Genomic DNA, 24,321 nt, shown 5'->3' on the forward strand with positions numbered 1-24,321 from the left:
ATGGGATTAATGTAAAGGTACAAAATGCTTACTACCATAATTTCGCCCTGGCGTGCTTAATAATTGAGTGCCATAGGCACGCGATTATGGTAGAAAAGAATTAGAAAAGGCACGAAAGCTGCGAAATTATTATAAAAATGAAAAAATATCAAACCATAGAATTCAGCATCAATAACAAGATTGGAACGATTACCTTGAATCGTCCTGATATTCACAATGCATTCAACGAAAGCATGATTGCAGAGATTATTGAATGTTTTGAAGTGATTGAGAAATTGGATTATAAAACACTTAGAGTTGTAATTCTAAAGGGCAAAGGAAAATCGTTTTGTGCGGGCGCCGATTTGAACTGGATGAAGGGAGTGGCAAATTACTCGTATGAGGAAAATTACCTGGAAAGCTACAAGTTATCCATGTGCTTCAATGCCGTTTACTCATGTAAGTTTCCAACCATTGCTATAGTTCATGGGGCCGCAATTGGAGGAGCAAATGGCCTGCTGGCAGCTTGTGATTTTGTATTGGCTCACAGAGATACTGTCTTTTCTTTAAGCGAGGTGAAAATAGGAATTGTGCCTGCCTGTATTTCTCCTTACGTGATTAAGCGTGTTGGCGAGTACAAATCAAAGGAGTTGATGTTAACGGGAATGCGTTTTAATGGTAAAGAAGCGCAACAAGCGGGATTGGCAAATTGGTCTCATGGCGAGAAGAAGTTGAAGTCGAAGTTAGCTGATTTGATTTCTAAGCTAAAATCCAGTGGACCTGTTGCTGTTTCTACATGTAAGCAATTGATTTATGATGTGGAAAACCAGTGGACACATGAAGAAGCCATGGAGAATACAGCCAAAATGATTGCTGATTTGCGTCAATCTGAAGAAGGACAAGAAGGAATGAGTTCATTTTTAGAAAAACGCAAACCAAATTGGACAGAGGACAATTAATAATTAAAAATGAATAATGAGTAATTGAAAACCGTAAAAATAATTCTGGCTTTATCCAGGAAGAATTCGAAAATAAATCTTTAAGGACAAATAGAATTTTAAGAATGAAATTGGACTAAAGGCTTATTGATAATTACTCATTATTAATTACTAATTGATTAAGCATGTATTACAAACGAATATTAATAGCAAACCGTGGTGAGATTGCCTTAAGGGTAATGAAAACCGCAAAGAACCTGGGAATACATACTATAGCACTTTATTCAGAACAGGATAGAGATGCAGAGCATGTGTTACAGGCCGATGAGGCTTTTCCCTTAAAAGGTGTGGGGTTGCAGGAAACTTATTTGAATGCTCAACAAATTGTTGATGTAGCTCGGAAGGCGAAAGCAGATGCCATTCATCCTGGTTATGGATTCTTGGCTGAGAATGCCGAGTTTTCAAAGCTTTGCGCTGATTCGGGAATCGACTTTGTTGGCCCTGATGCAAAAGCCATTGAATTGATGGGCAATAAGGTAAATGCCCGTGAATTTGCCAGGTCAATTGGTGTGCCTGTACTGGAAGGTGTTGTTGGTAAGCATGAAACCCTACTGAAAGCAAGCAAGAGCTTAAAATTTCCGCTATTGATAAAGGCTGCAGCAGGAGGTGGTGGAAAAGGCATGCGCATAGTTCATGAGCCCAAGGATATGGAAGCAGCCTTGGAATCAACATCGCGTGAAGCAGCTAGTTATTTTGGCGATGGAGATGTATTGATTGAAAGATACATTGAGAATCCAAGGCATATTGAGGTTCAGGTCTTGGCGGATCAACATGGGAATGTGGTTCATTTGTTTGAAAGAGAGTGCTCCATTCAAAGAAGATTCCAGAAAGTAATTGAGGAAGCACCTTCGCCAACATTAACGCCTGAATTAAGGCAGAAAATGGGCGAAACAGCCGTATTGCTGGCTCAGAAAATGAACTATAGCAATGCGGGAACTGTAGAGTTTCTGGTTGATGAGGACTTGAACTTCTACTTTTTGGAAATGAATACCCGCATTCAGGTGGAGCATCCGGTGACGGAAATGATTACTGGTATTGATTTGGTTGAACACCAATTGCTGGTGGCATCGGGGAGAAACTTACCCTTGAAGCAGGATGAGCTGCAAATGAGAGGACATGCCATTGAAGCAAGGATATATGCCGAAGATCCGGAGAAAGATTTTATTCCTTCGCCTGGAGAGATCAGTTTTTATAAGGCTCCTAAACTGTTTGAAGGAAGACAGCGATTGGATTCGGCCATAACAGGCCCTTGTGTGATCCATCCCGATTTTGATCCGATGATTGCAAAACTGGTGGTTTGGGATGAAAATCGTGACATGGCCATTGAGCGTTTGCATTTGGCTTTACACGATTATCAAATACATGGTATCAAAAACAATATCATGTACTTGCATACACTTTTAAATACCGATGCTTTCAAGCAGAATAAGATTTCAACTCATTTTTGCCAGCATCATGCCGATGATTTGAATCAAATCATGCTTAAGGAAAAGGAAGATGTACCTTCTTTCCTGTTCCATATCAGCTTTGCTTTGTTCGAGTTATGTCTTAAAGCGTCTGACTCTGTTTGGGACCAGATTGGATATTGGCGCATGAATGGAACAAGACTCAGGGTAATGGACAATGAGGCTTTGGATGTTGAAATTTTGGAGCAGAATCCTTATCGCATAAAGATAGGAGAGAGCAAGTATGCTTTGGAGAACCTTCAGATGGAGGAGAATTACATGTCTTTTGAATATGAAAGTATGAGGTATCGATTTTATAGATCGAAAAATTCGGAGGGAAAAAGTTTTGTGAGTTGCAGGGGCATTGTGCGTCAATTGGAACGTTGGTCCGAGATTCAGGCCAAAGCAGGAGAATCATCGACAGATAGTTCTGGCGCTGGCGATGGCAGAATCCTGTCACCAATGCCGGGCAAAATTGTTAAGGTTGAGGCACAAGCTGGGCAATCGGTTTCAAAAGGAGAGGTGCTGGTTATTGTGGAAGCTATGAAGATGGAAAATAACATATTGGCACCTTTCGAAGGAAAAATAGAAAAGGTGTTTGTTGAAGAGGGCGAGCAGGTAATGAATGAAACTGAGTTGATTCGTTTATCGATGAATGTGATATAAATATTAAATGACTTTGAGGTGAATTCAACAGACTTGGAAGTGAATTCGGAAGTCTTTGAGGTCGAGTCGGAAGGCATTAAGGTAGGATCGGAGGACTTTTAGATCAAGTCGGAAGGCTTTAAGGTGGGATCATAGGACTTTAAAATCGAGTCGGAAGGTTTTAAGATAGGATCGGAAGACTTTGAGATCGAATCGGAAGACTTGGAGATAGGTTCAAAAGGATGCGATATTAAAAGGAAAAAGTTGACGATTCATAGGGAACTGTCGAATTTAAGATTAATGGAATACTAAAAACTAAAACATACCAAAATGAAGACCAAAATCAGAATTGCAAATGCCGGAGGTTTCTGGGGAGATGATCTGGGAGTGTTGCGCCGACAACTGGAAGGCGGTGAAGTTGACTATATATCGTCCGATTTTTTAGCTGAAGTTACCATGAGTATTCTTCGAAAACAGCAGCTAAAGAACGAAGCCTTGGGGTATGTTACTGATTTTGTCGATCAGATTGTAGATGTGGCTGATTTGATGAAATCAAAAGGCGTTCGAATGATAACCAATGCAGGAGGTATTAACCCAATTGCATGTGCCCGAAAGATTTTATCGGAACTTGAAAAGAAAGGTGTTTCCCTGAAAATTGCTGTGGTTGATGGCGACAATATCGTTGATCGCATAGATGAATTTTATCCGGCGAAAGCCAATTTTAAAAATATGGATTCGGGTGATGATTTTGAATCAATTATCAAAAACATTCAAAGTGCAAATGTGTACCTGGGCGTACCTCCATTGCTTAAGGCTTTGGAAAGTGGAGCCGATTTGATTTTGGCAGGTCGTGTTACCGATACTTCGGTTACCATGGCGCCAATGATTTATGAATTGGGCTGGGAGCTGAACGATTGGGACAAGCTTGCAGCAGGTTTGGTGGCTGGCCATATTATTGAGTGTGGAGCACAGTCGACAGGCGGAAACTTTACCGATTGGCAAAAAGTGGAGCGTTGGGACAATATGGGTTACCCAATAGTTGAAATGAACCAAAATGGTGATTTCACTGTCTATAAGCATGAGAATACGGGTGGATTAATTAGTGTAGATACCATTCGGGAACAATTGGTATACGAAATGGGTAATCCTGATCAATACATCAGTCCCGATGTGGTTGCCGATTTTACTCGTCTGAAGCTAGCGGAGTTGGAAAATAATAAAGTATTGGTGAGTGGGGCTAAGGGATATCCGTCTACTCCTTATTTGAAGGTTTCAATGGCTTACGAGGATGGCTATAAAGCTACAAGTTCCATTGTAATAAGTGGAGGTAGGGTGTTGAATAAGGCTCAGGAATTTGAAAAAATTTTCTGGGATAGATTAGATGCCGATTTCTTAAAGAAAAATACCGAGTTTGTTGGATACAATGCCTGTCATCAGCACCTGGCAGAGCATATCGATCCTAATGAGATTTTACTACGATTATCGGTTTATGATACTGATGTTGATAAAATCAGAGATTTTTCGATGAGTATTGCTCCCCTGATTTTGAGTGGCCCTCCTGGCGTTGCAGTAACGGGAGGACGAGCCAGGATGCAACAGGTAATTACCTATTGGCCAACATTGATTCCTAAAGAATGCATCACATCAACCGTTCATGTGCTGAATGAAAAGGGTGAGCTTATTGAATCTAAAGAAATAGGTTCTGTGTTGGGCTATGAAGAGGAATTACAGGCTATAGAAGCTGTTGAGCATACCGAATATGTTGATCCTGCCTGGGAGGAGGATCGATTGATAACGGTTGCTTTGCGCGATATCTGTTTAGGTCGCTCTGGCGATAAGGGAGATACCGTAAATATTGGAGTTTTGGCTCGATCAGAAGAGATATATCAATACTTAAAACATGATTTGACAGCAGAAAAGCTTTCCGAGATGTTTTTTGGAATGGTTAAAGGAAGAATACATCGATATGAGATTGATAATTTATTGGCATTGAACTTTCTATTGGAAGAATCGCTGGATGGAGGTGGAACAAAATCCTTAATGATTGATGCACAGGGGAAAACATTTGCTACTGCACTTTTGAATCAGGAAATCATGATACCAGAAAAATTACTTTCGTCAAAAATGAAGGTTGAATCGCAAAAATAATTAGTGAAAGTATCCAATTTTATTGGGATAGTTAAGAATTGTTATTAACTTAAATAGTGTGAAATATAACTAAGTAAGACAGGTTTAATAAACAAAATGGAGTTCTTACTTGGTGTTTTTTAATTAGTATATAGAAAATGAATTTCGAATTAAACGAAGAACATAATATCATAAGAAAAGCTGTTCGCGACTTTGCAGAGCGCGAAATTAAGCCATTGGCAAAAGAGCTTGATGAGAAGGAGGTGTTTTCTTTGGAATTGACAAAGAAAATGGGAGAGATGGGATTGTTTGGAATGTTTCTTCCGGAAAAATATGGTGGACAAGGTTCAGATTATCTTTCTTACATCATTGCTGTTGAAGAAATAGCAAGAGTTGATGGATCTCATGCGGCAACATTGGCTGCTCATAATTCTTTGGGAATTGGACCCTTGTATATGTTTGGGACGGAAGATCAGAAAATGAAGTATTTGCCATCGCTTTGTAATGGTGAAGAGCTTTGGGCATTCGGACTAACCGAGCCTGATGCAGGATCTGATTCGCGTGGATCAAAAACTTTTGCAAAGGACAATGGAACGAACTGGGAAATTAACGGTTCAAAGATATTTATTACCAATGGATCTACTTCCATGTGTTCTGGCGTAACCGTTCAGGCAGTTACGGCTATAAATGGGAATGAAAAGGAGTTTTCAACCTTTATTGTAGAAAAAGATACTCCTGGATGGTCGTCGAGAGCTATGCATGGAAAATTGATGTGGAGAGCTTCTGACACCGCTGAAATGTTTTTTGACACCTGTTGTATTCCAAAGGGAAATATGCTTGGGGAACGTGGTATGGGATCAAAAATCATGTTGAAAACATTGGATTCAGGAAGATTATCCATTGCTGCAATGGGATTGGGATTGGCTCAAGGTGCTTTTGAAATGGCTTTGCAATATTCAAAGGAGAGAAAGCAGTTTGGAAAACCAATTGGTAAATTTCAGGCTATCTCATTCAAATTAGCTGATATGGCTACCAAAATTGAATTGGCAAGGAATCTTTTATATAAAGCATGTTGGCTAAAAGACAATGGAAAACCTTTTGCCAAAGAGGCTGCAATGTCGAAATTGTACTGTTCCGAAATCGCCAAAGAAGTGGCCGATGAGGCAGTTCAAATTCATGGAGGATATGGATTGATGAAAGAATATCCGGTGGAACGCTTTTACAGAGATCAAAGATTGTTGCAAATCGGAGAAGGAACTTCGGAAATTCAACGATTGGTAATTTCAAGATACATTATGGATGAATAAGAAGAATTGAATTTACAAGCTGCAAATTCCTAACCATTTGCAGTTTGTTTAACCCAAAATACCAACAATATGAGTAGAGAATTAATTCTAGCATTGAATCCTAGAATGCAATTTACCCGAATTGCAGTTTATAGGATGAATACAACTGTTTTTCTTAAAAAGATAAATCATAAACCAGAAGACTTTAATGGATTTGATCGTTATGTGGATCAAGCTGCTTTGCGTGCTAAAATCATTTTGGATGAGCTAAAGAGCAATGATATCAGTATTGAGGATATTGCAGTTGTAATTGGGCGTGGCGGTTTACTTAAACCTGTAAAATCTGGGGTTTATAAAGTAAATGATTCTATGGTAAAAGATTTGGCAAATTGCGAATATGGCGATGATGTGGTGAATCTTGGTGGACTTTTGGCCAATACAATCGCATCTGAATTGAGCAATGCTGACGCATTTATTGCTGATCCTGTTGTTGTTGACGAGCTTGAAGACATTGCGCGAATTACAGGGCGCCCTGAATTCAAGAAGAAATCGATCTTTCATGCACTAAACCAAAAAATTGCAGCAAGAAAGTACGCGAAAAGTGTTTACAAGGAATATGAAGAAATGAATATTATTGTAGCACATTTGGGTGGTGGGATTAGTATTGGAGCTCACAGAAAGGGAAGAGTTGTAGATGCCAATCAAGCTTACGATGGGGATGGTCCATTCTCACCAATCCGAAGTGGAAGCTTACCAATGGGAGATGTAATTAGAGAATGTTTCTCAGGCAAGTACACACAGGAAGAAATGTTGAACAAGCAAACTGGTCAAGGTGGTTTATATGCTCATTTTAATACCTATAGTGGTTACGATGTTTGTAAAAAGAGAGATGCTGGTGATGCCAAGGCAACAGAAGTTTTGGCTGCTATGGCATATCAGGTTTCTAAATCAATTGCCTCCATGTATGCGATATTCGGAGGGGAAGCTGTGGATGCCATTATCATTACTGGTGGAATGGCAAAAGATGAGCAGTTTGTAAAAGAGATAAAAACTCGTGTAGATAAAATTGCACCTGTTTCTATTCAGCCGGGAGCAGAGGTTCTTGGAGCGCTTTCCTATTATGGAAAAATGATACTCCGAAAAGAAACGGAAATACTTGAATATTAAAAGAAAAAGCCGGCATTTGTCGGCTTTTTTTATAGGAATAAATTCCTTCAATTTCTACAGAAATATTTAACTGCAATGAATGATATAATCTCTGACGATAAAAATCGATTCACACATGATAAATGTCGATTATATTGTCCTATTTCTCGTATTTTTAATGTAGTAAAACTCTTTATTCTGGGGTATAAATCTCGCTGAGCAATTATTGATAAGCTTTTTACATTGGTCTATATTTATTAGTGATAAGAGTAGGGCTCTTATTCACTCTATCATAAACTAAAAAGTATTAACCTTATATTCTGGAATTATGAAAAAAGCTCGTTTATTTTTTCAACTTATTGGACTTGGAGTTTTAGCTATATCCTTATCAATAGCCAGTTGTACCAAAGAAGGACCAATGGGGCCTGCTGGTGCCGATGGAACTGACGGTAAAGATGGGGTAGATGGTAATTCTACCTGTTTAGCTTGTCACGGTCAGGAAATCAAGACTACTATTGAAGCTCAATTTTCTCAATCTGTTCATGTAAGCGGATTAAACGCTGTGGATTATGCTGGAGGAAGAGCTTCTTGTGCAAAATGTCACTCACATCAGGGATATGTTGAGTTTGCCGAAACTGGTACTGTTTCGGGGAATATTTCAAATCCAACGGCATGGGAATGTGCAACTTGTCATAGTTTGCATGAAACTATGGAAGCTGGTGATTACGCGCTAAGATTAAATGGAGCAGTTACCCTTATTACTGATAATACTACAGTTGTTGACGAAGGTAACAACAATACATGTCTAAACTGTCATCAATCACGAAGGAATGGTGAATACTATGATAAGTATACTGAGGACCAAACTTTCACTAGAAAGTTTACGGGTGATGATATTGCGGTGTACCAAACTGCTGCATTTGGCCCTGCAGGTTCAGCCACATTAAATGCAACTTCAGATACATTAACTGTTGTATTTGATGTACCAACAACTCACGTTTATATTAGTAGTACACATGCAGGACCACACCTTAGTTCTCAAGGGAATACCTGGATAGGTGTTGGTGGTTACACTGCTGCTGCAGGAACAATGTTCTCGGGGCATAGTGATGGTTGTGTGAAATGTCATATGGGCGAAGCTAGTGGACATAGTTTCAAGCCTGAATTAGATAATTGTACGAGTTGTCATGGTGAAAAGGATGTTTATATGGATGCTATTGCTGATAGAGTTGAGGCTATTGGTGTGGCATTAGAAGCTATTCATGCGATTCATGAAGAAGACGGAGAGTATCATCCAATGTACGCTTCTATAACAAGAGAACAATTTCAGGCATTCTGGAATTTCATGATTCTTCTTGAAGACAGAAGTAATGGTGCTCACAATCCAACTTATGTGGAAGCATTATTAGATCAAGCTGAAGCTTTATTAGGATTATAACGGAAAAAAATAATTAAAAAAAGCTTGTCTCCATTGTGGAGACAAGCTTTTGTTTTATAATAGAAAAGGAATTATCCTTTTACTTCTTCCACTTTGAATTTCAATTTCTCAATTGCTTTTTTCAAGTTCACCTTGTTTGTTTTATCAGCTTTATAGGAAATTGTAACTTTTTGAGCTTTAAAGTCAACGTCTAATTTCTTAACGCCTTTTTCGAAAGGAATGTTTTTTTCAATCTTACCTGCACATCCCATGCAATCCATTTCTACCTTAAAAACAACGGTTTCAACTTTTTTGTCGTTTTTATTTGCGGCGTAAGATAGAGTAGATGTAATTACAATGCTTAATACTAATAGAGTGCTTTTGAAAATTTTAGATAAATTCTTCATTTGTTTAAATTTTATTGTTTTGGATATATTAGTGTTTGTTTATTCAATTGTTAATCGTAATCCGACATAGAACTTTCTTTCTTGGATTGGTCCCCATATCATAGAAGCGTCAAAATATTCTCCAAAAGGATCAGTAGCACCAATTATCGGATTCTTTTGCGTATAGTTGCCAAGGTTCTCAGCTCCAACATATATTTCCCATATTTTAAATCTTTTAGTTACTTGAGCATTCATTAATGCATAAACAGGAGATTTTTCTCGTCTTTGGTATTGTTCTGGATTCGCTTTTGTTGAAGGAATTCTCATATCACCATTAAACTGCGTTGTGAAATCGAATTGCCATTTGTTAAAGTTTGTAGCATAAGATGTTGTTATCAAACCTTTAAAACGATTTACATATGGTACCTTTTGGAATTGGTTATTAATGTCAGCTTTAACATCAGAAAAACGAATTGCTGTTGTTACGTCAAATCTGTCAACAGGAGCAAATTTTAATTCAACCTGGTAGTTGTTTGCCCATGATTTGCCATCCAAATTATAGAATCTTACTTTGTCAACGCTATTGTCTAAATCTGTAATGATCTGATTGTCAAACACGGTTCTGTAGAAATCAGCAGAAAGCGTAAATCCTCTATCAAATAAATCAAAATATTGCGTTAAGCTTAAGCCAAAGTTCCATGCTTTTTCCTGTTTTAGATCTTCAGCAATTTCCAAAGATCTGTTAGAGGCTAATAAAAAGCTGTTTTCAGCAATTGGATTTGAAGTTCTTCTACCACTACCAACAGCCAAACGTGCCGTGGTTTTAGGTGCAAATTGATATCTAAAATGCAAACGTGGGGTTACAAATCCACCGTAAATGTTGTGATCATCGTAACGCAATCCGGTCTGCAAAGTAATGTTATCATTAGGCAACCAGGTATATTCGATGTATGCACCTGCTACTTTCTCGGTTCTGTCTGTTCCCAGATTATCTATGCTTAAATGATCTTTAAAATCATCGTACACATAGGATAAACCAGCAGTATATTTATGCGTTAAGTTACCGATATAGGATTGAAACAAAAGATTAGCATAGAAATACTTTTGTTCTGCATCGTAAGTTCTTAAACCATAAAATGAGTTTTGCTCATGTGATGCGAAGTTGGTGATTAAAGCAATACTTTTATCATCATCTTTGGGCATGATATAACCAAATTTCGCAAAAGCTTCGTACCTTCTGGTATCAATATTAATGCGATAAGCATTGTTTAAATCGTTGGGTTGATCCTTTTTAAATCCTTTTTGCCCACCAATTCGTTGTTCATCGATAAATTTAGCTCCGAACTGTACTTTAAAGAATTCACTGGCATCCCAGTTCCAACGATTAATAAAATTGTACTGTGTTACCATTGGATCGTCAAGAAACATGTCATGGTTGTGATCAATTTCTCTATCATTATCTTGTCCATGAGCTAAGATGGCCGTACTTAGTTTAGGTGATAGTTTTGCAGAGGCTATCATGTTTACTTCGGCCATTCCCATGCTGTTTGCAAAAGTATTTAAATAGAATTTTGGTGCAGATTGAGGTCTCATGTAATTGATATTAATCTGACCAGTAATGGATTCATAACCATTAATTACCGAGCCAACACCTTTCGAAACCTGAATGGACTCCATCCATGGTCCAGGAACATATACCATACCATAAACAGAAGCTAATCCTTTAAAGTTTGGATTCTTTTCTGTCATCATTTCGATATATTTTCCGGTTAAACCCAGAAGTTTAATCGATTTTGCACCTGTTGCCGCATCTGCATATGATACATCAACAGAGGCATTGGTTTCGAAGCTTTCTGAAAGATTACAGCATGCAGCTTTACAAAGTTCAGCTCCAGTTATACTTTGAGATTGAATAGGATTGTCTCTATCCAATATGGTGCCTAGTTTTCTTTCAGAAACGATAACTTCGTTCAGTTCAATGTTTGGGACTAGTTCAATTAACAATTCCTTATTTTTGTAATCTTCGATACTGATTTCTTTGGTTTTATAACCAACGAATTGAACTACCAGTGTTTTGGAATCATTTATAACATCAATAGTGAAGTTACCATCCATATTGGCAGCAGTACCAATACTTGTATTTTTCCAAAATACTGATGCTCCTGCTAAAGGAACTGCTTCTCCTGAATTTTGCTTTTCAACAATTTTACCCTTTATAACTGTACCATTTGCCATTGATATAAATGGTACAAATAAGAGCATGAGTGTTATTATTTTAATCTTCATGATAAAAATAAATTAATACTATCGTAGCTGAAATTGTATACAATACAGCTTGATCTATTTTGTAAGTTTTGAATTTTTTGCACGCGAAATGCTACACAATGATAGCAAGTGTATCATTATGTGATTTTAATATGGTAATTGTGAAATCAACACAGGAAAGTGCACAACTTGCTCCTGTCAACTTGTACATAGTCATCAGGATAATCATCAATATAACCACACTTGGAGATGGTAGTAACTGAATTGGAAATTGTGTACAAGGTGTTTGTAAAAAGAAGCAAAGTTTCAAGAGCTATAGGAGCTTTGCTTGTTTCAACTAATGTTGTATTTGGATCGGTTTTTAGATAAACCAGATTATAATCACAACAAAGAACAGGGCTACATTCTGACGTTTCGGGATGATGTTTTTTATTATGATCATGCTCGCTACAACAGCAATTGCAGTCTACGTGGTTAATACAATCAGCATCTACAGTAAAATGAATTTTTGAATGCTCACAGGAAAAACAACTGTGCTTAATAAAGTGCACACCACAAAAACCTGTTAGGTAAAATCCTAAAAGAACTAATGTGATTATATTTCGAAGCATTTTTTTCATTTTCTGGATGTAAAAATAGGTACTTTTTTCAAATCCTTTACGATAATAAGACAGTTAAAGATTGAAAATGGGTGAAAAGAAAGTGAGAAAATTTGTTAAAATACTGTTAAGGGATTAATACACAGCAAAAAAAAACAGACACTTTTTTTGTGTCTGTTTGAATATATATGTTTTAAGTTGTTAATGCCAACCGGTTATCATGCTTCTAAAATTGCTTATTATAGAGTTTCCAATTGTACAAACATAAATGTGAATAAATAAAAACAATGACAAAACAAAGCCTATAACAACATGTAATAAGGCAGTTACCAATAATCCGCTAACTCCAAATAATTGAGGAATAATAATTTCTGGAAATAGCATTGCTATACCGCTTGCTATGATTATTGGAAAACCAATATACATGGCTGTTGAGTATATAAATCGCTGCAAAGGATTGAATTTATTTTCTAATGAAATTGGGAATGGAGGATCTTGCTTTTTAAACATTCCAAACAAATAAAACACAGATTGATCGTATAATCTTTTGAACAAGCCTTTCGTTTTCATTTTGTATTGTTTTCCATTGGAAGTAAATAAGTTTCCAAAAATAAATAGGAGGTAATTAATACTTAATGCAATTCCACAAATATTATGCAACTGAACCGATAATTCGAATGATATGAGTAGTGGATTTTCCGGATTAGAGTACTGCATACTAATTCCGGTAAGCAATAGTACAATAAAAAGCACAGCATTTAACCAATGCCAAATTCTAATCCATAAAGGATACAAGTATAGTTTTTCGTTTGCCATAGTTATTTGCTTTTAAAAATTCTAAAAATAGTGTGAGTAAAGATTCCAATTAATACTAATCCGAATATAACTACACTTAAAATATTAAGATATTTATTTCGGTTTGCACCAATTACATAGGACTCGTTAATAATTACCGCATTTAAAAAACCACTTCCTTTTCTCGACTCAAGACTTTTGTAACGATACAAACTAGCCATAAGGTGTGAGTTTGCAGAGTGACATGAAGTACATTCTCTTATTGCACTATCTTTAGACATTACAACATGACTAACCAGAAGGCTATCAGAAAGTTGAGCGTGGCACTCAATGCATCTTACGCTTTTAAAGTGAAGTTCCTGATTTGGAAGCCATTCATGAGATTTTAGAATGTTGATGTTTTCTCTTTCCGTTAGTAATTCATATTTACTTACATCTGCATGACAGGAGAGACAAATATTGTTGTCGTAACTTACGGTCTCACTAATTTTTTCTCCTATGCGAGCCTGAGTTTTGTATGTATGAGGATTGTGACAACTCCAACAAGTAAACGCATCTGGAGAACGATTGTAATGCATGCTTTCGTAAAATGCTTCTTCAATTGCTTCGAAATGAAATTTAGCATATTCAGGATCACCGGCATGGCAATCATTACATGCATACATCAATTCCATTCGAAGATTGCCTGCATGTGGGAATGTTTCATATTCAGGTGAGTGGCAATCAGTACATTTAAACATTCCATGATTCGATTGTTGGTAGGCTAGGGTATCAATCATTCGGTTCGAACACATGGATTCCTTAATTTCCATACCAAAATCCTCATTCATGTACTTGTAAGTGCGATGAGCATGACATTTAAGGCATGAATGATTTTTATTGGTTTCTTTTTGAGCATATAAGCTGAAAGAAAGCAATAAACATATACATCCCAATATTAATTTTGATAGTTTCATAAAGATTAGGCTTATAGGTTTATGAGGATTGGGTGATATGACTAAAAAAGGGTATTATTTATTTTTAATACCCTTTAATAATCTGAGATGCTATATCATTTTTTGAAAGTTCTCATGTAATTTATCACAGACCATTGGTCTTTTTTACTAGGAATTTTCTTTTCGTAATTTGGCATTTCATCTCTACCAATTATCGACTTGTAAAATAATTCTCCATCACTTTGAGCTTGAAATTCGGCAGAAGTAAAATCTCCAGGGAAAGTTTTAAGTCTTGCAGCTTTTGGACCATCTCCTAAACCTGTATTCCCATGACATGAACGACAATGCTTCATATAAACCATTTTGCCTTTATTTACACTAGCCTTGTCATTTGCCAATGGATTCTCCATTTTTTTATATTCTGCTGGAATTTCCCAAGGACCTGCCTTTTTTTGTTGAACAGTGAACGAAAAGGCAAGCAATGCAATGGCAACTAGGATAATAATTTTAAATGTTTTCATAATTAAATGTTTTTAATGAAGGATGTTAGAATCTAACCAGTATGTTGAATCCGAATAGAAAATCCCCATCATCTATTTTATTTTTGTTGTATAATATATTCCTCTGTGGGGTAATTCCTTCATAGTTCGACATAAATACTTGGAATACATGAGTACTAGTACCAATTTCTATACCAAAAGACAGGTTAGCTTCCGGATCGTTCTCATCCGGAGCAAATTCTCTCATATCATCAATGTTTAAAGGTTGATCATACTCAAAAAATATAGACATTGAAGGACTCACCTTTGCGCGACCTGCTAAAGAGAGTGCAACTTTATCATGCTCAACCAAAGTATCTGTTTTATTAAAATGTGTAAAACTTGGTCCAAATTGTAAGGAAAAATTGTCGTTAAATTTATGAGCTACCAACAATTGAGAGAAGTATGATAATCTATCCGAGAATTTATAATCATTCCCAAAAACTGATTTATCTTGAGAGTTGATTGCTAAATTTCCATATACAGCAACAGAAACAGGAATAGAGTTGGATTCTGTTTGAGTTAGAACACGGTATTTACCATGAAACTCCTGTAATTTAAATTCTTTGGTGTAACCGTAACCAACCATAATTTTTTCGGTAATACCATAATTTAAACCCATTCTGATATTCGAAGTTGCATAAATTCCGAAAACATCCTCTAATCCATTTTCTATTAGACCAAAACGATGTTGGACATGTAATTCGAATTCACCAGCAAATGGAGTGGCTACAGTTTGAGTTTCTGCAAGTAAACCAGTTTCGAATGTACCGCTTACTGGCTCATTGGCAAATTCATCAGTTTGTGCATTTACATTTAGTGGATTTCCTAAAATCAGTAAAATAACAAACAGTCCGGTAATAGATCCGAATATGCTAATGTTGTTAGCTTTTTTGTGAATATATTTCGTACGCATAGTCTGTAGTTTTTAGTCGTTGTTAGCACCTCTGGTTATCCATTCAAGTATCAGTTGTTTTTCAGTTGGATTCAAAGACCCGTGACCACTGTCTACTTTTTTAAATAATTTACTTTCCCCAGGATTTTCAGTGTTGATGTAATTACCGTCTATCAAGGAGTCATACGCCTTGGATGCACTTAGATTAGGATCAATCCCACCATTATCATGACATTGAGTACAATTGGATGTGAAAATTGGAATAATGTCATTGCTAAAAGTAACTTCCTGATCTGGAGGAATAACAACTTTGTCAAACTCAACTGTGTCGTACTCACAAGAGACAAAGCAGAGCAGTGTTGCTAAAATCGTTATAAGATGTACAAATTTGTTCTTTTGCATAGTATTAAGATTTTAGATTATGAACTGTTTTCGGTTAATTAGGGCTTTTCACTCTCTTCTAAAGGTAAAGATTTGCAATGTGCACAGCTATTATGAGGTGACGAGATATCTTTCGAGAGAAAAAGGAATTTATCTAATTCAAATCGATATTTATCAACAAATAACTAGGCTTATAACTGTTATTTTTCTATCTTTAGAACAGATCATATCAACTAGAATTGTTTAATTAGATGATTGATTTAGAAAATATAGAGTAAGTACCCCTAAACCTCTAACCCTATTATGGCAAAATTTACTAGAACCGACAATTGTAAAAATTGTGTTGATTGCAACAAGAAAATTCCCTTATTTCAATTGCTTTCGCAATCAGAATTAACAGATCTTAATACCAGTAGATTTGAAGTGAAGTTCAAAGCTGGAGAAACTATTTTTAAACAAGGAACTTCTGCAACTCATTTGCTGATTATTACTTCAGGATTGGCAAAGTTTTATGTGGAAGGCGTTCAGGAAAGACAACTTATTATAAGGATTGTAAAACCTTGGGAAGTTGTGGGACAAGCATCTTTGTATTTCGATAATCGTCATCATTATTCAGTAGCAGCCTTGGTGGATTGTACGGCTTGTTTTATTGAAATTGAATCATTTAAAAAAATGATTCGACAAAATTCGGCTTTTGCTGAAGAGTTTATTACTCAATGTACACAAAAGGGTGTTTTTTCTTATGAAAAAATGGTTAGCTTGTCGCAAAAACAAATGCATGGTAGAATTGCAGATGGCATTTTATACCTTTCAAAGAAAATATATGAAAGCAATCAGTTTTCATTGCACTTATCACGACAAGATATTGCAGATTTAACTGGAATGTCAAAAGACAGCGCGATTCGAATACTTAAGGAATTTCACCACGAAGGAATCATAGAATTGGATGGAAGAAATCTTAATGTATTAAACTCAGAGCAGCTGGAACGAATCAGTGAAACAGGATAAAAAAACGAGAGCTTAAGCTCTCGTTTTTTTATGCTTTTAAATCTAAAAGGTTTTTTTCGATGATTTCCTGATTCAAGTCTTTACCAATAATTACAATTTTTGATTCTCGTTTTTCATCGCCACTCCAGGCTTTTCCAACTGTTGCTTGAATTTGAGTATGAACGGACTGTAGAATGATTCTGTTGTCTACACCTGCTAAGTTCAAAATTCCTTTTACCCGGTAAATTGTATCTTGATTAAATTGCAGAAATGCGTCGAGCCACATGCCTATTTTCATTTGATCTAATGGTTCTTCACATCTAAATAACATATTTTGTATTTCATGATTATTTTCTAATGAATTACCTTTCATTCTGGTTTCTAGTACCAAGATATGGTGAAAAATATTTTCAGGTTTGTATGAGAATTGATCAAGTAGCTGATGATTTCCTAATTTAGAAAATTCACTTTTAATGATTTCTGCATGTTGATTTTGCTTTTTTATCAAATTTAAAATTGATTCTATTTTTTCCTCATTAACTAAATCTAGTTTGTTAAGAAGAATAGTATCAGAAATTGCGATCTGTTTAGATAGTACATTTTCTTTTTTTAAATCTGAATCAACATTTTTAGCATCAACCAGACAAATTACACTATCCAGTTCAAATTGAGATTTAACAATTGGATCACTGATAAAAGAAGCCAAAATACTTCCTGGATCTGCAATCCCGGTAGTTTCAATAAGTAAATGATTGAAATCATGTTTTGACTCAACCAATTTTTGAAGAACTACAAATAATTCCTGGTTTAAGTTACAACAGATACAACCATTGCTTAGTTCGAAAATATCTTCAGACTGAATATTTTCAACAAGAGTTGAATCGATGTTTTCTTCACCAAATTCATTCTCTATAATTGCAAACTTTTTATCCGAGTATTCAGCAATTAAATTATTGAGTAAACTTGTTTTTCCAGCTCCTAAAAAGCCTGTAATAACGGTTACGGGTATCTTACTCATACTTTAAAATTTTTCCCAATGTACAATCTCATCCAAAGATTTACGCTTTTTCACAGGTAGCTTATCATCGCATGGATAACCTAATGACAAGATTGCAATGGGTTCAATCTGTTCTGGTAATTGAAAGAACTCTCTGCATTTTTCTACATAGAAATTACAGATCCAACAAGTTCCCAATCCCAATTCCGTAGCTTGTAAAGTCATGTGATCAATTGCAATTGCTGCATCAACATCGGTGTGATCTTTGCCGTCTTCCTTTCTTTTCCATGCAGCGCTGTGATCACCACAAACTATAATGTAAACCGGAGCTTCCTTAAACCAATCTCTGTGATAGATTTCTGAAAAATTTGCATGATTCTCAGGTTCACGTACAACTATAAAATGCCAAGGTTGATTATTGACAGCTGAAGGTGCAAGTTGACCTGCTTCCAGTATTTTAATTAGTTTTTCTTTCTCAACTTCTTTTTGCTGGTATGAGCGAACCGAGTAACGGTTTTCTATTATCGTTCTTAAATCCATGTGTTATAGGTTTAATTTGAATACAAAATTGAGAATTATTTAAAAAGAAGAAAAGAGATCTGGAAAGAATCTATTCTATGTGCCAAGAAACACTCGAATTAATAAGCATTTTAGTAACTTTGCCACTCATTTTTATAGAGAGGTTAGAATGACCAAAGATTGGAAGAAAAATATCATGTACCAGTATTTAATGTTGTTGGTAATAGCGGCAACAGCTGGGCATCAAGGGTGGAGAACTCTGTTTAATAACTTGGCTGTTGATGAAGTTGGAATTAATGGTTTTCAAGTTGGTATCATTCAGTCGGTAAGAGAAATTCCTGGCTTTTTGGCCTTATTGGTTGTTTACCTTCTTTTAGTAATTAAGGAACATAAACTTTCTGCAATTTCAGTTTTATTTGTTGGTGTTGGTGTTGCATGTACGGGGTTCTTTCCAAGTTTTTGGGGTTTGGTTTTTACTACGCTGGTTATGTCGGTAGGATTTCACTATTTTGAAACCACCAACAAGTCTTTAACCTTGCAATACTTTTCTGTTGAGGATTCTCCTATGGTATTTGCCAAACAAAAGAGCTGGACGGCCGTGGCAAATGTGAGTATGGGAGCATTTATTTTCGGAATTGCACATGTGATGTCACTTCAGGCGAGTTTTATTTTGATTGGTATAGTCGTTTTTGCGATAGGAATTTGGGCTTTGTTTTGGAAACCTGCAGATAAGAACATTATTCCTCAGAATAAAGGAATGATATTACGAAAAAGATATTGGCTGTTTTATGTACTAAATTTTTTAAGCGGTGCCAGAAGACAGATTTTTGTAGTTTTTGCAGTGTTTATGCTTGTTGAAAAATACAGCTATTCTGTGCAGGATATCGCAGTACTATTCGTTGTGAATAATATCATTACTTATTTTATTTCGCCATATATTGCAAAGGGAATCAATAAATTTGGAGAGCGAAAAATGTTATCAGCAGAGTATATTAGCTTGATATTCGTTTTCCTTGGATATGCTTTTATCGATAATGCCTGGGTTGTTGCAGGCTTATACATTATCGATCATATATTCTTTGGCTTTTCAATGGGAATTAATACTTATTTCCAAAAGACCGGAGATCAAAAAGATATTGCACCATCAATGGCGGTTGGGTTCACCATTAATCACATTTCAGCAGTTGTAATTCCTGTTTTGGGTGGAATGCTTTGGATGATTGACAGACACATTCCTTTTTTGGCAGGCGCAGCATTAAGTGTAATATCTTTAGGATTTGTTCAATTAATAAAAGTAAAAAAAACAATATAAATGCAGACTAATAAAGAAACATTTCAGGCTCTTATTGAATCGTATAATAAAGGCATTCAGGAAAAGAACCCAAGTTTAATCAGAGAATTTTTGGCTGATAATTCAGTAGAAAACTTGAAAGACGATGCAGCATATTATTTGGAAATACTGCAATTGCGTGCAGGCGCATTTTCTTTATTCGGAGAATTGAAAGAAGCAGGAGAGGAATATCGAAAAGGTTACTCATCATGTTCTAAAAATGGGAAATGGGTTTACGGATTAAATTGGGCTTTGCAATTTATGGCAGAGTTTTCGTTTAAAAGAGGCGATGAAAAGATTGAAGATGCCATGAGCGAAGGTGTAAAAGTTCTTGATCAGGCTTTTCAGGATTTACCTGAAGACAAATATCAAGAGTTTTATCACTTGTGTTTGACGAATGTTAAGGCCTTTATGTTGCTAACATCAGGAAAGAGGGAAGAGGCATTGGCAATATTCAATGATTGCAAGTTTACGCCAGTTCCAATTCCTGAATACAATGATAAGGAATCTCTACAAATGCTATTTGCCAACTTTACAAAGGGGTTTGCTGTAGCTATAGAGCTTAAAAACCTTGATTTGTTGATGAATCTTATGAAGGTAATTTCTATTGATGATCAGGTTTTATATAGCCAAGGAAACTTATTCCGTGTTTTCTATGAAACTTTGGTGTGTGCATTCGATATGAGAGCTGAATTTATTACAGAGTTCAATGCAATGTTTAAAATTAAGGATGCCCTTACCACATTAACTCCTGAGTTTTCAAAATTCTTGGGATTAATTGGAGAACAGGATTTCGATAAACTTGATGAATTTTTCCAGGGATTTGATAAGAAATAGTTATGAGTTCACCTTGTTATTGTGGCAAATCAAATTCCTACGAAGAGTGCTGTGGTACCATTCATTCAGGAAAAAGGAAAACTGAAACTGCCGAGGATTTAATGCGAAGTCGTTATTCGGCATTTGTAATTGCTGATATCGCTTATATTTTAAAAACTTATTCATCGAAAACTCGTCCGCTTAATCAGGAAAAAGAGATTTTAGACTGGGCTAAATCGGTAGACTGGAAACGATTAGATGTTGTAAATACCAATAAGGGCAATTCAATGGATGATAATGGACATGTTGAGTTTAAAGCCTATTATAAGGAAGATGGAATAGATCAGTGCTTGCATGAAAATTCATTCTTCGAGAAGGAGAATGAGCAATGGGTATATGTTTCAGGGGAGTATCCTAAAGAAGAAAAACCAAATCTACCGAATCGAAATGATCCATGCTGTTGTGGTAGCGGTAAGAAATTTAAGAAGTGCTGTTTTGGCAAAATTTAGGGGAATAATTAATTATTCCCCATATTTTTTAGAACTGAAAATGTTTTATCGATATCAGAATCGTTTACAACTAAGGTAAATTCATTGGTTGTAGAAACTACCTCTTCGATGTTAATTCCTGCCCAGGCAATATTTTTTAGAATAAAATAATAAAATCCCAATTGTTGAGAGTTGGTTGCAGGAAGCTTTAAGGTGACCGAAGAGAGTTTTTCACTTTTGGCAACTAGTTCTTCGCCGGTAAATGCTTCTTCTACTTTTTGTTGTAAGGATCCGGAAACTACCAGGTTCGACTCAAAAACACCTTGTACCATGGTGTAGAAAAATTCCTGGTTTGGACCAATGGAACGCAAAAGTTCGGTGTGTTTTTCAATTAAAGTATTTGAATTTTTATAAGTGAAATCAACCAAGTTAGAGCGTACAATAATGTCACCTACATTGGTAATAACATCTTTTAAACCTGGATTGATTTTAACCTCAAGGTTTGGAGCCAATCTGTTTAAAGCCATAATTATTGCACCTATTTTTACAGGCTTTTTTACGGTATCTTCAACTTGATTCTGTATTTTGCGCGCTAAAGAAGAAACGTTAATTAATCCTTCGACCAATGCTTCTGCCAAAAATGGCTGAGTACTCACAATTTTCTCTACAACTTGTGGAATTGTTATCATGTTTCTTGATATTTGTTGAATTTCTTTACAAAGATGTTGAAATTATCACAAAATGTAGAATTTTTGAATAAATTTTCTAAAAATTTTATTGATTTATTTCCTGCATCTATATTTGCCCACGTAAACCACAACCCTACATTAACCAAGTAGGTTTTTAATCAAGGAGAATAATACTGGTAATCTTCTGAGTGAGGATTATGATATTAAATATCTGATTTCAGAAGTTTATCGGGATTATTTTTAATGCTCTTTTAATTGTATAAAAGAATAAAAAAGTAAAAATGAGAATGAATTGGCAAGGATCAATTGTAGCGATTGTAACACCTTTTAACGAAGATGGAAGTGTTGATTACAGAGCTTTAGATGATTTGATTGAATTTCATATCGAAAATCAATCTGATGGGATCGTAGTTTGTGGAACCACAGGTGAAGCAGCAACATTATCTAAAGAAGAATATTCTGAGGTTATCAAATTCGTTATTGATAAGGTGAATAAACGCATCCCTGTTATAGCAGGGACCGGATCTAATTCTACAATGACAGCTGTAGCAAATTCTCAAATGGCAGAATCTTTGGGTGCAGATGCTGTATTGGTAGTTTCTCCATATTACAATAAGCCTACCAGAAAAGGTCTTAAGGACTATTTCACTCAGGTTGCCAGTGCAATTTCAGTTCCTGTAATCATGTATAATGTCCCGGGAAGAACTGCTTCTAATATCCCAGCTGATTTGGTTGTTGAATTGGCAAATGAGATTGAAAATATTGCAGGAATAAAAGAAGCATCTGGAAACTTGGAGCAATTGGCTTGTATTTTACGTGACAAACCTGATGGTTTTATGGTATTTTCTGGTGATGATGCTCTTGCTTTTCCAGCAGTTTGTATGGGGGCTGATGGTGTGATTTCGGTTGCCGCAAACTTGTTTCCAAAAGAGTTTCATGACTTTATGCAAGCCGCATTGACAGGTGATTTAATTACTGCACGGGAATTGCATTTTAAATATTTAAATATCATTCAACTTTGTTTTATTGAGTCCAATCCAATTCCTGTAAAAACAGGATTAAGCTTGATGGGAAAAGTACAGGAAGAATTCCGTTCACCAATGTGCAGAATGGAAGATGAGAATAAAACCCAATTGATGGTTGAATTGCAAAAACTATTGGTACAAACAAACACTTATATGACAGAAATCGAAGAATTGTAAGTAATTCATTGATAATATTTCTCCCCCCATGAAATATTCTTATGAAACCATCTCACCAGAGGTGGTTTCTTTGTTTTCGTACCTTTCTATAATAGCAGCACCTACACTATCTCCCCAAACATTTACTGTAGTTCTGAATCGATCCAATAGCCAATCTATTGTTAGAATAAGTCCAATTCCCTCAATTGGAAGATGTACAGCTTTTAAAACAATTACCATGGTCACCAATCCGGCCTCGGGAATGCCTGCAGCACCAATGGCAGCAAGTGTTGCGGTTAAAAAAATGATTGTTTGTTGCGCAAAGCTTAATTCCAAGCCATACAATTGTGCGATAAATATGGCAGCCACAGCCTCGTAAATGGCGGTTCCATCCATATTTATGGTTGCGCCCAGGGGAAGTACAAAATTACTTGTCTTTTTTGATATCTTATTTTGTTGCTGTACACCTTGTAGTGTAAGTGGGAGAGTGGCAGTACTCGATGCTGTTGAGAAAGCATTCATTAGTGCTGTAGCAACTCCTTTTGCAAAACCGACAGGATTTCTTTTTCCTATAAATTTCAAGAGTAAACACAAAACAAGTAATGCATGAATAGATAGTCCTAAAAGTACAGTAAGGCTGAATTTACCAAGTGATATCAATTCAGGAAGAAAACCTTCATAACCACCAGCTTTCCCGATCCGCGCCGTAATTAATCCAAAAATACCTAGAGGAGCGATATACATTACCCAATTTACCAATTGCATGATTCCATCGTTTAAGACCGAAAGAAACTGAATGGTTTTCTTTGCTTTTTTGCCTAGCGAAGATAAAGCTGCACCAAAAAACAAAGAGAAGATGATTAGAGGTAATATGTCCATTTTTGCCATGGCAAGAAATAAATTGTATGCAATTAAGCCTTGCTGTTCTTGTTCTGGATTTCCAACGATTAGCTGTTTCAATGTTTCAGAAATTGCCGTGCTTTTTGATATATACTGATTTGAATCATCAGGCAACTGAATATTTAATCCGCTTCCCGGTTGAATTAAATTAACTAAAATAATTCCCAAACATACTGATATTGCCGTTGTTGAGAGATAGTAAGCCAGAGTTTTACTTCCAATTTTTCCCAAGCTGCGAAGATTGTCCAATTTTGAAATACCAACCAGCATGGAGAGTATTACCATGGGAACAACCAGCATCATCAGGATATTCAAAAAGATATCACCAAATATCGAGAATTTTAGAGCCATTTTTGGGAATATTCCTCCAACTAAGAAACCCAGGAAAATGGCAATCATAATGCTGATAAGAAGAGCATTAGCCTTGCCCAAATTTGAACCCCTATTTTTATTTTTAAAAAACATTAGATTTTTATGCAACAAAATGAACAATATTTAGTACAATAGATTTTGTAAGAAAAAGAAGTTTGACTTACGTCTATGCAAAAATTTAATTTTATCGAAACATTACAATTA

At 35.9% G+C, this 24,321-nt stretch carries 22 protein-coding genes; 11 read left to right on the plus strand and 11 right to left on the minus strand.

The window, feature by feature from the left end:
• Positions 1-137 precede the first annotated feature (137 nt).
• From NQ163_RS06810 to NQ163_RS06835, 6 genes are all read left to right on the plus strand, one after another.
• Complete coding sequence (locus NQ163_RS06810; RefSeq protein ID WP_268189542.1) at positions 138-938, plus strand: enoyl-CoA hydratase-related protein; 801 nt, start codon at positions 138-140, stop codon at positions 936-938.
• 164 nt (positions 939-1,102) lie between these two features.
• The gene (locus tag NQ163_RS06815) at positions 1,103-3,088 is read left to right on the plus strand and encodes an acetyl/propionyl/methylcrotonyl-CoA carboxylase subunit alpha (protein WP_268189543.1); all 1,986 of its coding nucleotides are present in this window, start codon (positions 1,103-1,105) and stop codon (positions 3,086-3,088) included.
• Positions 3,089-3,397: 309 nt separating this feature from the next.
• Entirely contained in the window at positions 3,398-5,215 is a 1,818-nt protein-coding gene (locus NQ163_RS06820) for an acyclic terpene utilization AtuA family protein (RefSeq protein ID WP_268189544.1), read from the plus strand.
• Between the two features lie 137 nt (positions 5,216-5,352).
• Positions 5,353-6,501, plus strand: coding sequence for an acyl-CoA dehydrogenase family protein (locus tag NQ163_RS06825; RefSeq protein ID WP_268189545.1), 1,149 nt, complete (start codon positions 5,353-5,355; stop codon positions 6,499-6,501).
• A 69-nt stretch (positions 6,502-6,570) separates the two neighbouring features.
• The gene (buk, locus tag NQ163_RS06830) at positions 6,571-7,647 is read left to right on the plus strand and encodes a butyrate kinase (protein WP_268189546.1); all 1,077 of its coding nucleotides are present in this window, start codon (positions 6,571-6,573) and stop codon (positions 7,645-7,647) included.
• Between the two features lie 307 nt (positions 7,648-7,954).
• Complete coding sequence (locus NQ163_RS06835; protein WP_268189547.1) at positions 7,955-9,064, plus strand: hypothetical protein; 1,110 nt, start codon at positions 7,955-7,957, stop codon at positions 9,062-9,064.
• 71 nt (positions 9,065-9,135) lie between these two features.
• On the opposite strand, the gene NQ163_RS06840 is transcribed toward NQ163_RS06835, so the two are convergent.
• The 7 genes from NQ163_RS06840 to NQ163_RS06870 all read right to left on the minus strand — a co-directional run bounded on the left by NQ163_RS06840 (position 9,136) and on the right by NQ163_RS06870 (position 15,859).
• The gene (locus NQ163_RS06840; protein WP_268189548.1) at positions 9,136-9,450 is read right to left on the minus strand and encodes a heavy-metal-associated domain-containing protein; all 315 of its coding nucleotides are present in this window, start codon (positions 9,448-9,450) and stop codon (positions 9,136-9,138) included.
• Between the two features lie 39 nt (positions 9,451-9,489).
• Positions 9,490-11,715 carry a TonB-dependent receptor gene (locus tag NQ163_RS06845; RefSeq protein WP_268189549.1) on the minus strand — a complete coding sequence of 742 codons (2,226 nt, stop codon included), beginning with the start codon at positions 11,713-11,715 and terminating at the stop codon, positions 9,490-9,492.
• Positions 11,716-12,494: 779 nt separating this feature from the next.
• Positions 12,495-13,109, minus strand: a complete 615-nt coding sequence (locus NQ163_RS06850) for a cytochrome b/b6 domain-containing protein (RefSeq protein ID WP_268189550.1) — start codon at positions 13,107-13,109, stop codon at positions 12,495-12,497.
• Positions 13,110-13,111: 2 nt separating this feature from the next.
• The gene (locus tag NQ163_RS06855; protein ID WP_268189551.1) at positions 13,112-14,044 is read right to left on the minus strand and encodes a cytochrome c3 family protein; all 933 of its coding nucleotides are present in this window, start codon (positions 14,042-14,044) and stop codon (positions 13,112-13,114) included.
• A 95-nt stretch (positions 14,045-14,139) separates the two neighbouring features.
• Entirely contained in the window at positions 14,140-14,544 is a 405-nt protein-coding gene (locus tag NQ163_RS06860; RefSeq protein WP_268189552.1) for a c-type cytochrome, read from the minus strand.
• A 25-nt stretch (positions 14,545-14,569) separates the two neighbouring features.
• Complete coding sequence (locus tag NQ163_RS06865; protein WP_268189553.1) at positions 14,570-15,478, minus strand: DUF5777 family beta-barrel protein; 909 nt, start codon at positions 15,476-15,478, stop codon at positions 14,570-14,572.
• 12 nt (positions 15,479-15,490) lie between these two features.
• Complete coding sequence (locus NQ163_RS06870; protein WP_268189554.1) at positions 15,491-15,859, minus strand: hypothetical protein; 369 nt, start codon at positions 15,857-15,859, stop codon at positions 15,491-15,493.
• 282 nt (positions 15,860-16,141) lie between these two features.
• On the opposite strand from NQ163_RS06870, the gene NQ163_RS06875 reads away from it, so the two are divergent.
• Positions 16,142-16,846 (plus strand): Crp/Fnr family transcriptional regulator, encoded by a 705-nt coding sequence (locus tag NQ163_RS06875; RefSeq protein WP_268189555.1) that lies wholly within the window; start codon positions 16,142-16,144, stop codon positions 16,844-16,846.
• 28 nt (positions 16,847-16,874) lie between these two features.
• Here NQ163_RS06875 and NQ163_RS06880 read toward each other — a convergent pair whose 3' ends face one another.
• Together NQ163_RS06880 and NQ163_RS06885 are read right to left on the minus strand one after the other, a co-directional pair.
• The gene (locus NQ163_RS06880) at positions 16,875-17,843 is read right to left on the minus strand and encodes a CobW family GTP-binding protein (protein WP_268189556.1); all 969 of its coding nucleotides are present in this window, start codon (positions 17,841-17,843) and stop codon (positions 16,875-16,877) included.
• A gap of 3 nt (positions 17,844-17,846) precedes the next feature.
• On the minus strand, positions 17,847-18,362 hold the full coding sequence (locus NQ163_RS06885; protein ID WP_268189557.1) for a nitroreductase family protein: 516 nt from the start codon (positions 18,360-18,362) through the stop codon (positions 17,847-17,849).
• A 148-nt stretch (positions 18,363-18,510) separates the two neighbouring features.
• Here NQ163_RS06885 and NQ163_RS06890 point away from each other — a divergent pair, with 148 nt between their 5' ends.
• Genes NQ163_RS06890 through NQ163_RS06900 form a run of 3 tightly spaced genes read left to right on the plus strand, consistent with a single transcriptional unit; the run spans position 18,511 to position 20,996 of the window.
• On the plus strand, positions 18,511-19,653 hold the full coding sequence (locus tag NQ163_RS06890) for an MFS transporter (RefSeq protein ID WP_268189558.1): 1,143 nt from the start codon (positions 18,511-18,513) through the stop codon (positions 19,651-19,653).
• Positions 19,654-20,508: a hypothetical protein gene (locus tag NQ163_RS06895; protein ID WP_268189559.1), complete on the plus strand. Its 855-nt coding sequence runs from the start codon at positions 19,654-19,656 to the stop codon at positions 20,506-20,508.
• 2 nt (positions 20,509-20,510) lie between these two features.
• On the plus strand, positions 20,511-20,996 hold the full coding sequence (locus tag NQ163_RS06900; protein ID WP_268189560.1) for a YchJ family protein: 486 nt from the start codon (positions 20,511-20,513) through the stop codon (positions 20,994-20,996).
• Positions 20,997-21,004: 8 nt separating this feature from the next.
• Here NQ163_RS06900 and NQ163_RS06905 read toward each other — a convergent pair whose 3' ends face one another.
• Positions 21,005-21,664 carry an aspartate kinase gene (locus NQ163_RS06905; protein ID WP_120241075.1) on the minus strand — a complete coding sequence of 220 codons (660 nt, stop codon included), beginning with the start codon at positions 21,662-21,664 and terminating at the stop codon, positions 21,005-21,007.
• A 281-nt stretch (positions 21,665-21,945) separates the two neighbouring features.
• On the opposite strand from NQ163_RS06905, the gene dapA reads away from it, so the two are divergent.
• The gene (dapA, locus tag NQ163_RS06910; RefSeq protein WP_268189561.1) at positions 21,946-22,866 is read left to right on the plus strand and encodes a 4-hydroxy-tetrahydrodipicolinate synthase; all 921 of its coding nucleotides are present in this window, start codon (positions 21,946-21,948) and stop codon (positions 22,864-22,866) included.
• Between the two features lie 39 nt (positions 22,867-22,905).
• On the opposite strand, the gene NQ163_RS06915 is transcribed toward dapA, so the two are convergent.
• Positions 22,906-24,210, minus strand: a complete 1,305-nt coding sequence (locus tag NQ163_RS06915) for a dicarboxylate/amino acid:cation symporter (protein ID WP_268189562.1) — start codon at positions 24,208-24,210, stop codon at positions 22,906-22,908.
• Positions 24,211-24,321 lie beyond the last annotated feature (111 nt).

Source organism: Marinifilum sp. D737, from assembly GCF_026672275.1.
Taxonomy (GTDB): domain Bacteria; phylum Bacteroidota; class Bacteroidia; order Bacteroidales; family Marinifilaceae; genus Marinifilum.

Excerpts from the sequence above, each read along its gene's own strand:
- NQ163_RS06825 (WP_268189545.1), top strand. The coding sequence starts at position 5,353 with ATGAATTTCGAATTAAACGAAGAACATAATATCATAAGAAAAGCTGTT.
- NQ163_RS06835 (WP_268189547.1), top strand. The coding sequence starts at position 7,955 with ATGAAAAAAGCTCGTTTATTTTTTCAACTTATTGGACTTGGAGTTTTA.
- NQ163_RS06890 (WP_268189558.1), top strand. The coding sequence starts at position 18,511 with ATGACCAAAGATTGGAAGAAAAATATCATGTACCAGTATTTAATGTTG.
- NQ163_RS06815 (WP_268189543.1), top strand. The coding sequence starts at position 1,103 with ATGTATTACAAACGAATATTAATAGCAAACCGTGGTGAGATTGCCTTA.
- NQ163_RS06845 (WP_268189549.1), bottom strand. The coding sequence starts at position 11,715 with ATGAAGATTAAAATAATAACACTCATGCTCTTATTTGTACCATTTATA.
- NQ163_RS06870 (WP_268189554.1), bottom strand. The coding sequence starts at position 15,859 with ATGCAAAAGAACAAATTTGTACATCTTATAACGATTTTAGCAACACTG.
- NQ163_RS06915 (WP_268189562.1), bottom strand. The coding sequence starts at position 24,210 with ATGTTTTTTAAAAATAAAAATAGGGGTTCAAATTTGGGCAAGGCTAAT.
- buk (WP_268189546.1), top strand. The coding sequence starts at position 6,571 with ATGAGTAGAGAATTAATTCTAGCATTGAATCCTAGAATGCAATTTACC.
- NQ163_RS06820 (WP_268189544.1), top strand. The coding sequence starts at position 3,398 with ATGAAGACCAAAATCAGAATTGCAAATGCCGGAGGTTTCTGGGGAGAT.
- dapA (WP_268189561.1), top strand. The coding sequence starts at position 21,946 with ATGAGAATGAATTGGCAAGGATCAATTGTAGCGATTGTAACACCTTTT.
- NQ163_RS06875 (WP_268189555.1), top strand. The coding sequence starts at position 16,142 with ATGGCAAAATTTACTAGAACCGACAATTGTAAAAATTGTGTTGATTGC.
- NQ163_RS06880 (WP_268189556.1), bottom strand. The coding sequence starts at position 17,843 with ATGAGTAAGATACCCGTAACCGTTATTACAGGCTTTTTAGGAGCTGGA.
- NQ163_RS06895 (WP_268189559.1), top strand. The coding sequence starts at position 19,654 with ATGCAGACTAATAAAGAAACATTTCAGGCTCTTATTGAATCGTATAAT.
- NQ163_RS06810 (WP_268189542.1), top strand. The coding sequence starts at position 138 with ATGAAAAAATATCAAACCATAGAATTCAGCATCAATAACAAGATTGGA.
- NQ163_RS06900 (WP_268189560.1), top strand. The coding sequence starts at position 20,511 with ATGAGTTCACCTTGTTATTGTGGCAAATCAAATTCCTACGAAGAGTGC.
- NQ163_RS06840 (WP_268189548.1), bottom strand. The coding sequence starts at position 9,450 with ATGAAGAATTTATCTAAAATTTTCAAAAGCACTCTATTAGTATTAAGC.
- NQ163_RS06850 (WP_268189550.1), bottom strand. The coding sequence starts at position 13,109 with ATGGCAAACGAAAAACTATACTTGTATCCTTTATGGATTAGAATTTGG.
- NQ163_RS06885 (WP_268189557.1), bottom strand. The coding sequence starts at position 18,362 with ATGGATTTAAGAACGATAATAGAAAACCGTTACTCGGTTCGCTCATAC.
- NQ163_RS06905 (WP_120241075.1), bottom strand. The coding sequence starts at position 21,664 with ATGATAACAATTCCACAAGTTGTAGAGAAAATTGTGAGTACTCAGCCA.
- NQ163_RS06865 (WP_268189553.1), bottom strand. The coding sequence starts at position 15,478 with ATGCGTACGAAATATATTCACAAAAAAGCTAACAACATTAGCATATTC.
- NQ163_RS06860 (WP_268189552.1), bottom strand. The coding sequence starts at position 14,544 with ATGAAAACATTTAAAATTATTATCCTAGTTGCCATTGCATTGCTTGCC.
- NQ163_RS06855 (WP_268189551.1), bottom strand. The coding sequence starts at position 14,044 with ATGAAACTATCAAAATTAATATTGGGATGTATATGTTTATTGCTTTCT.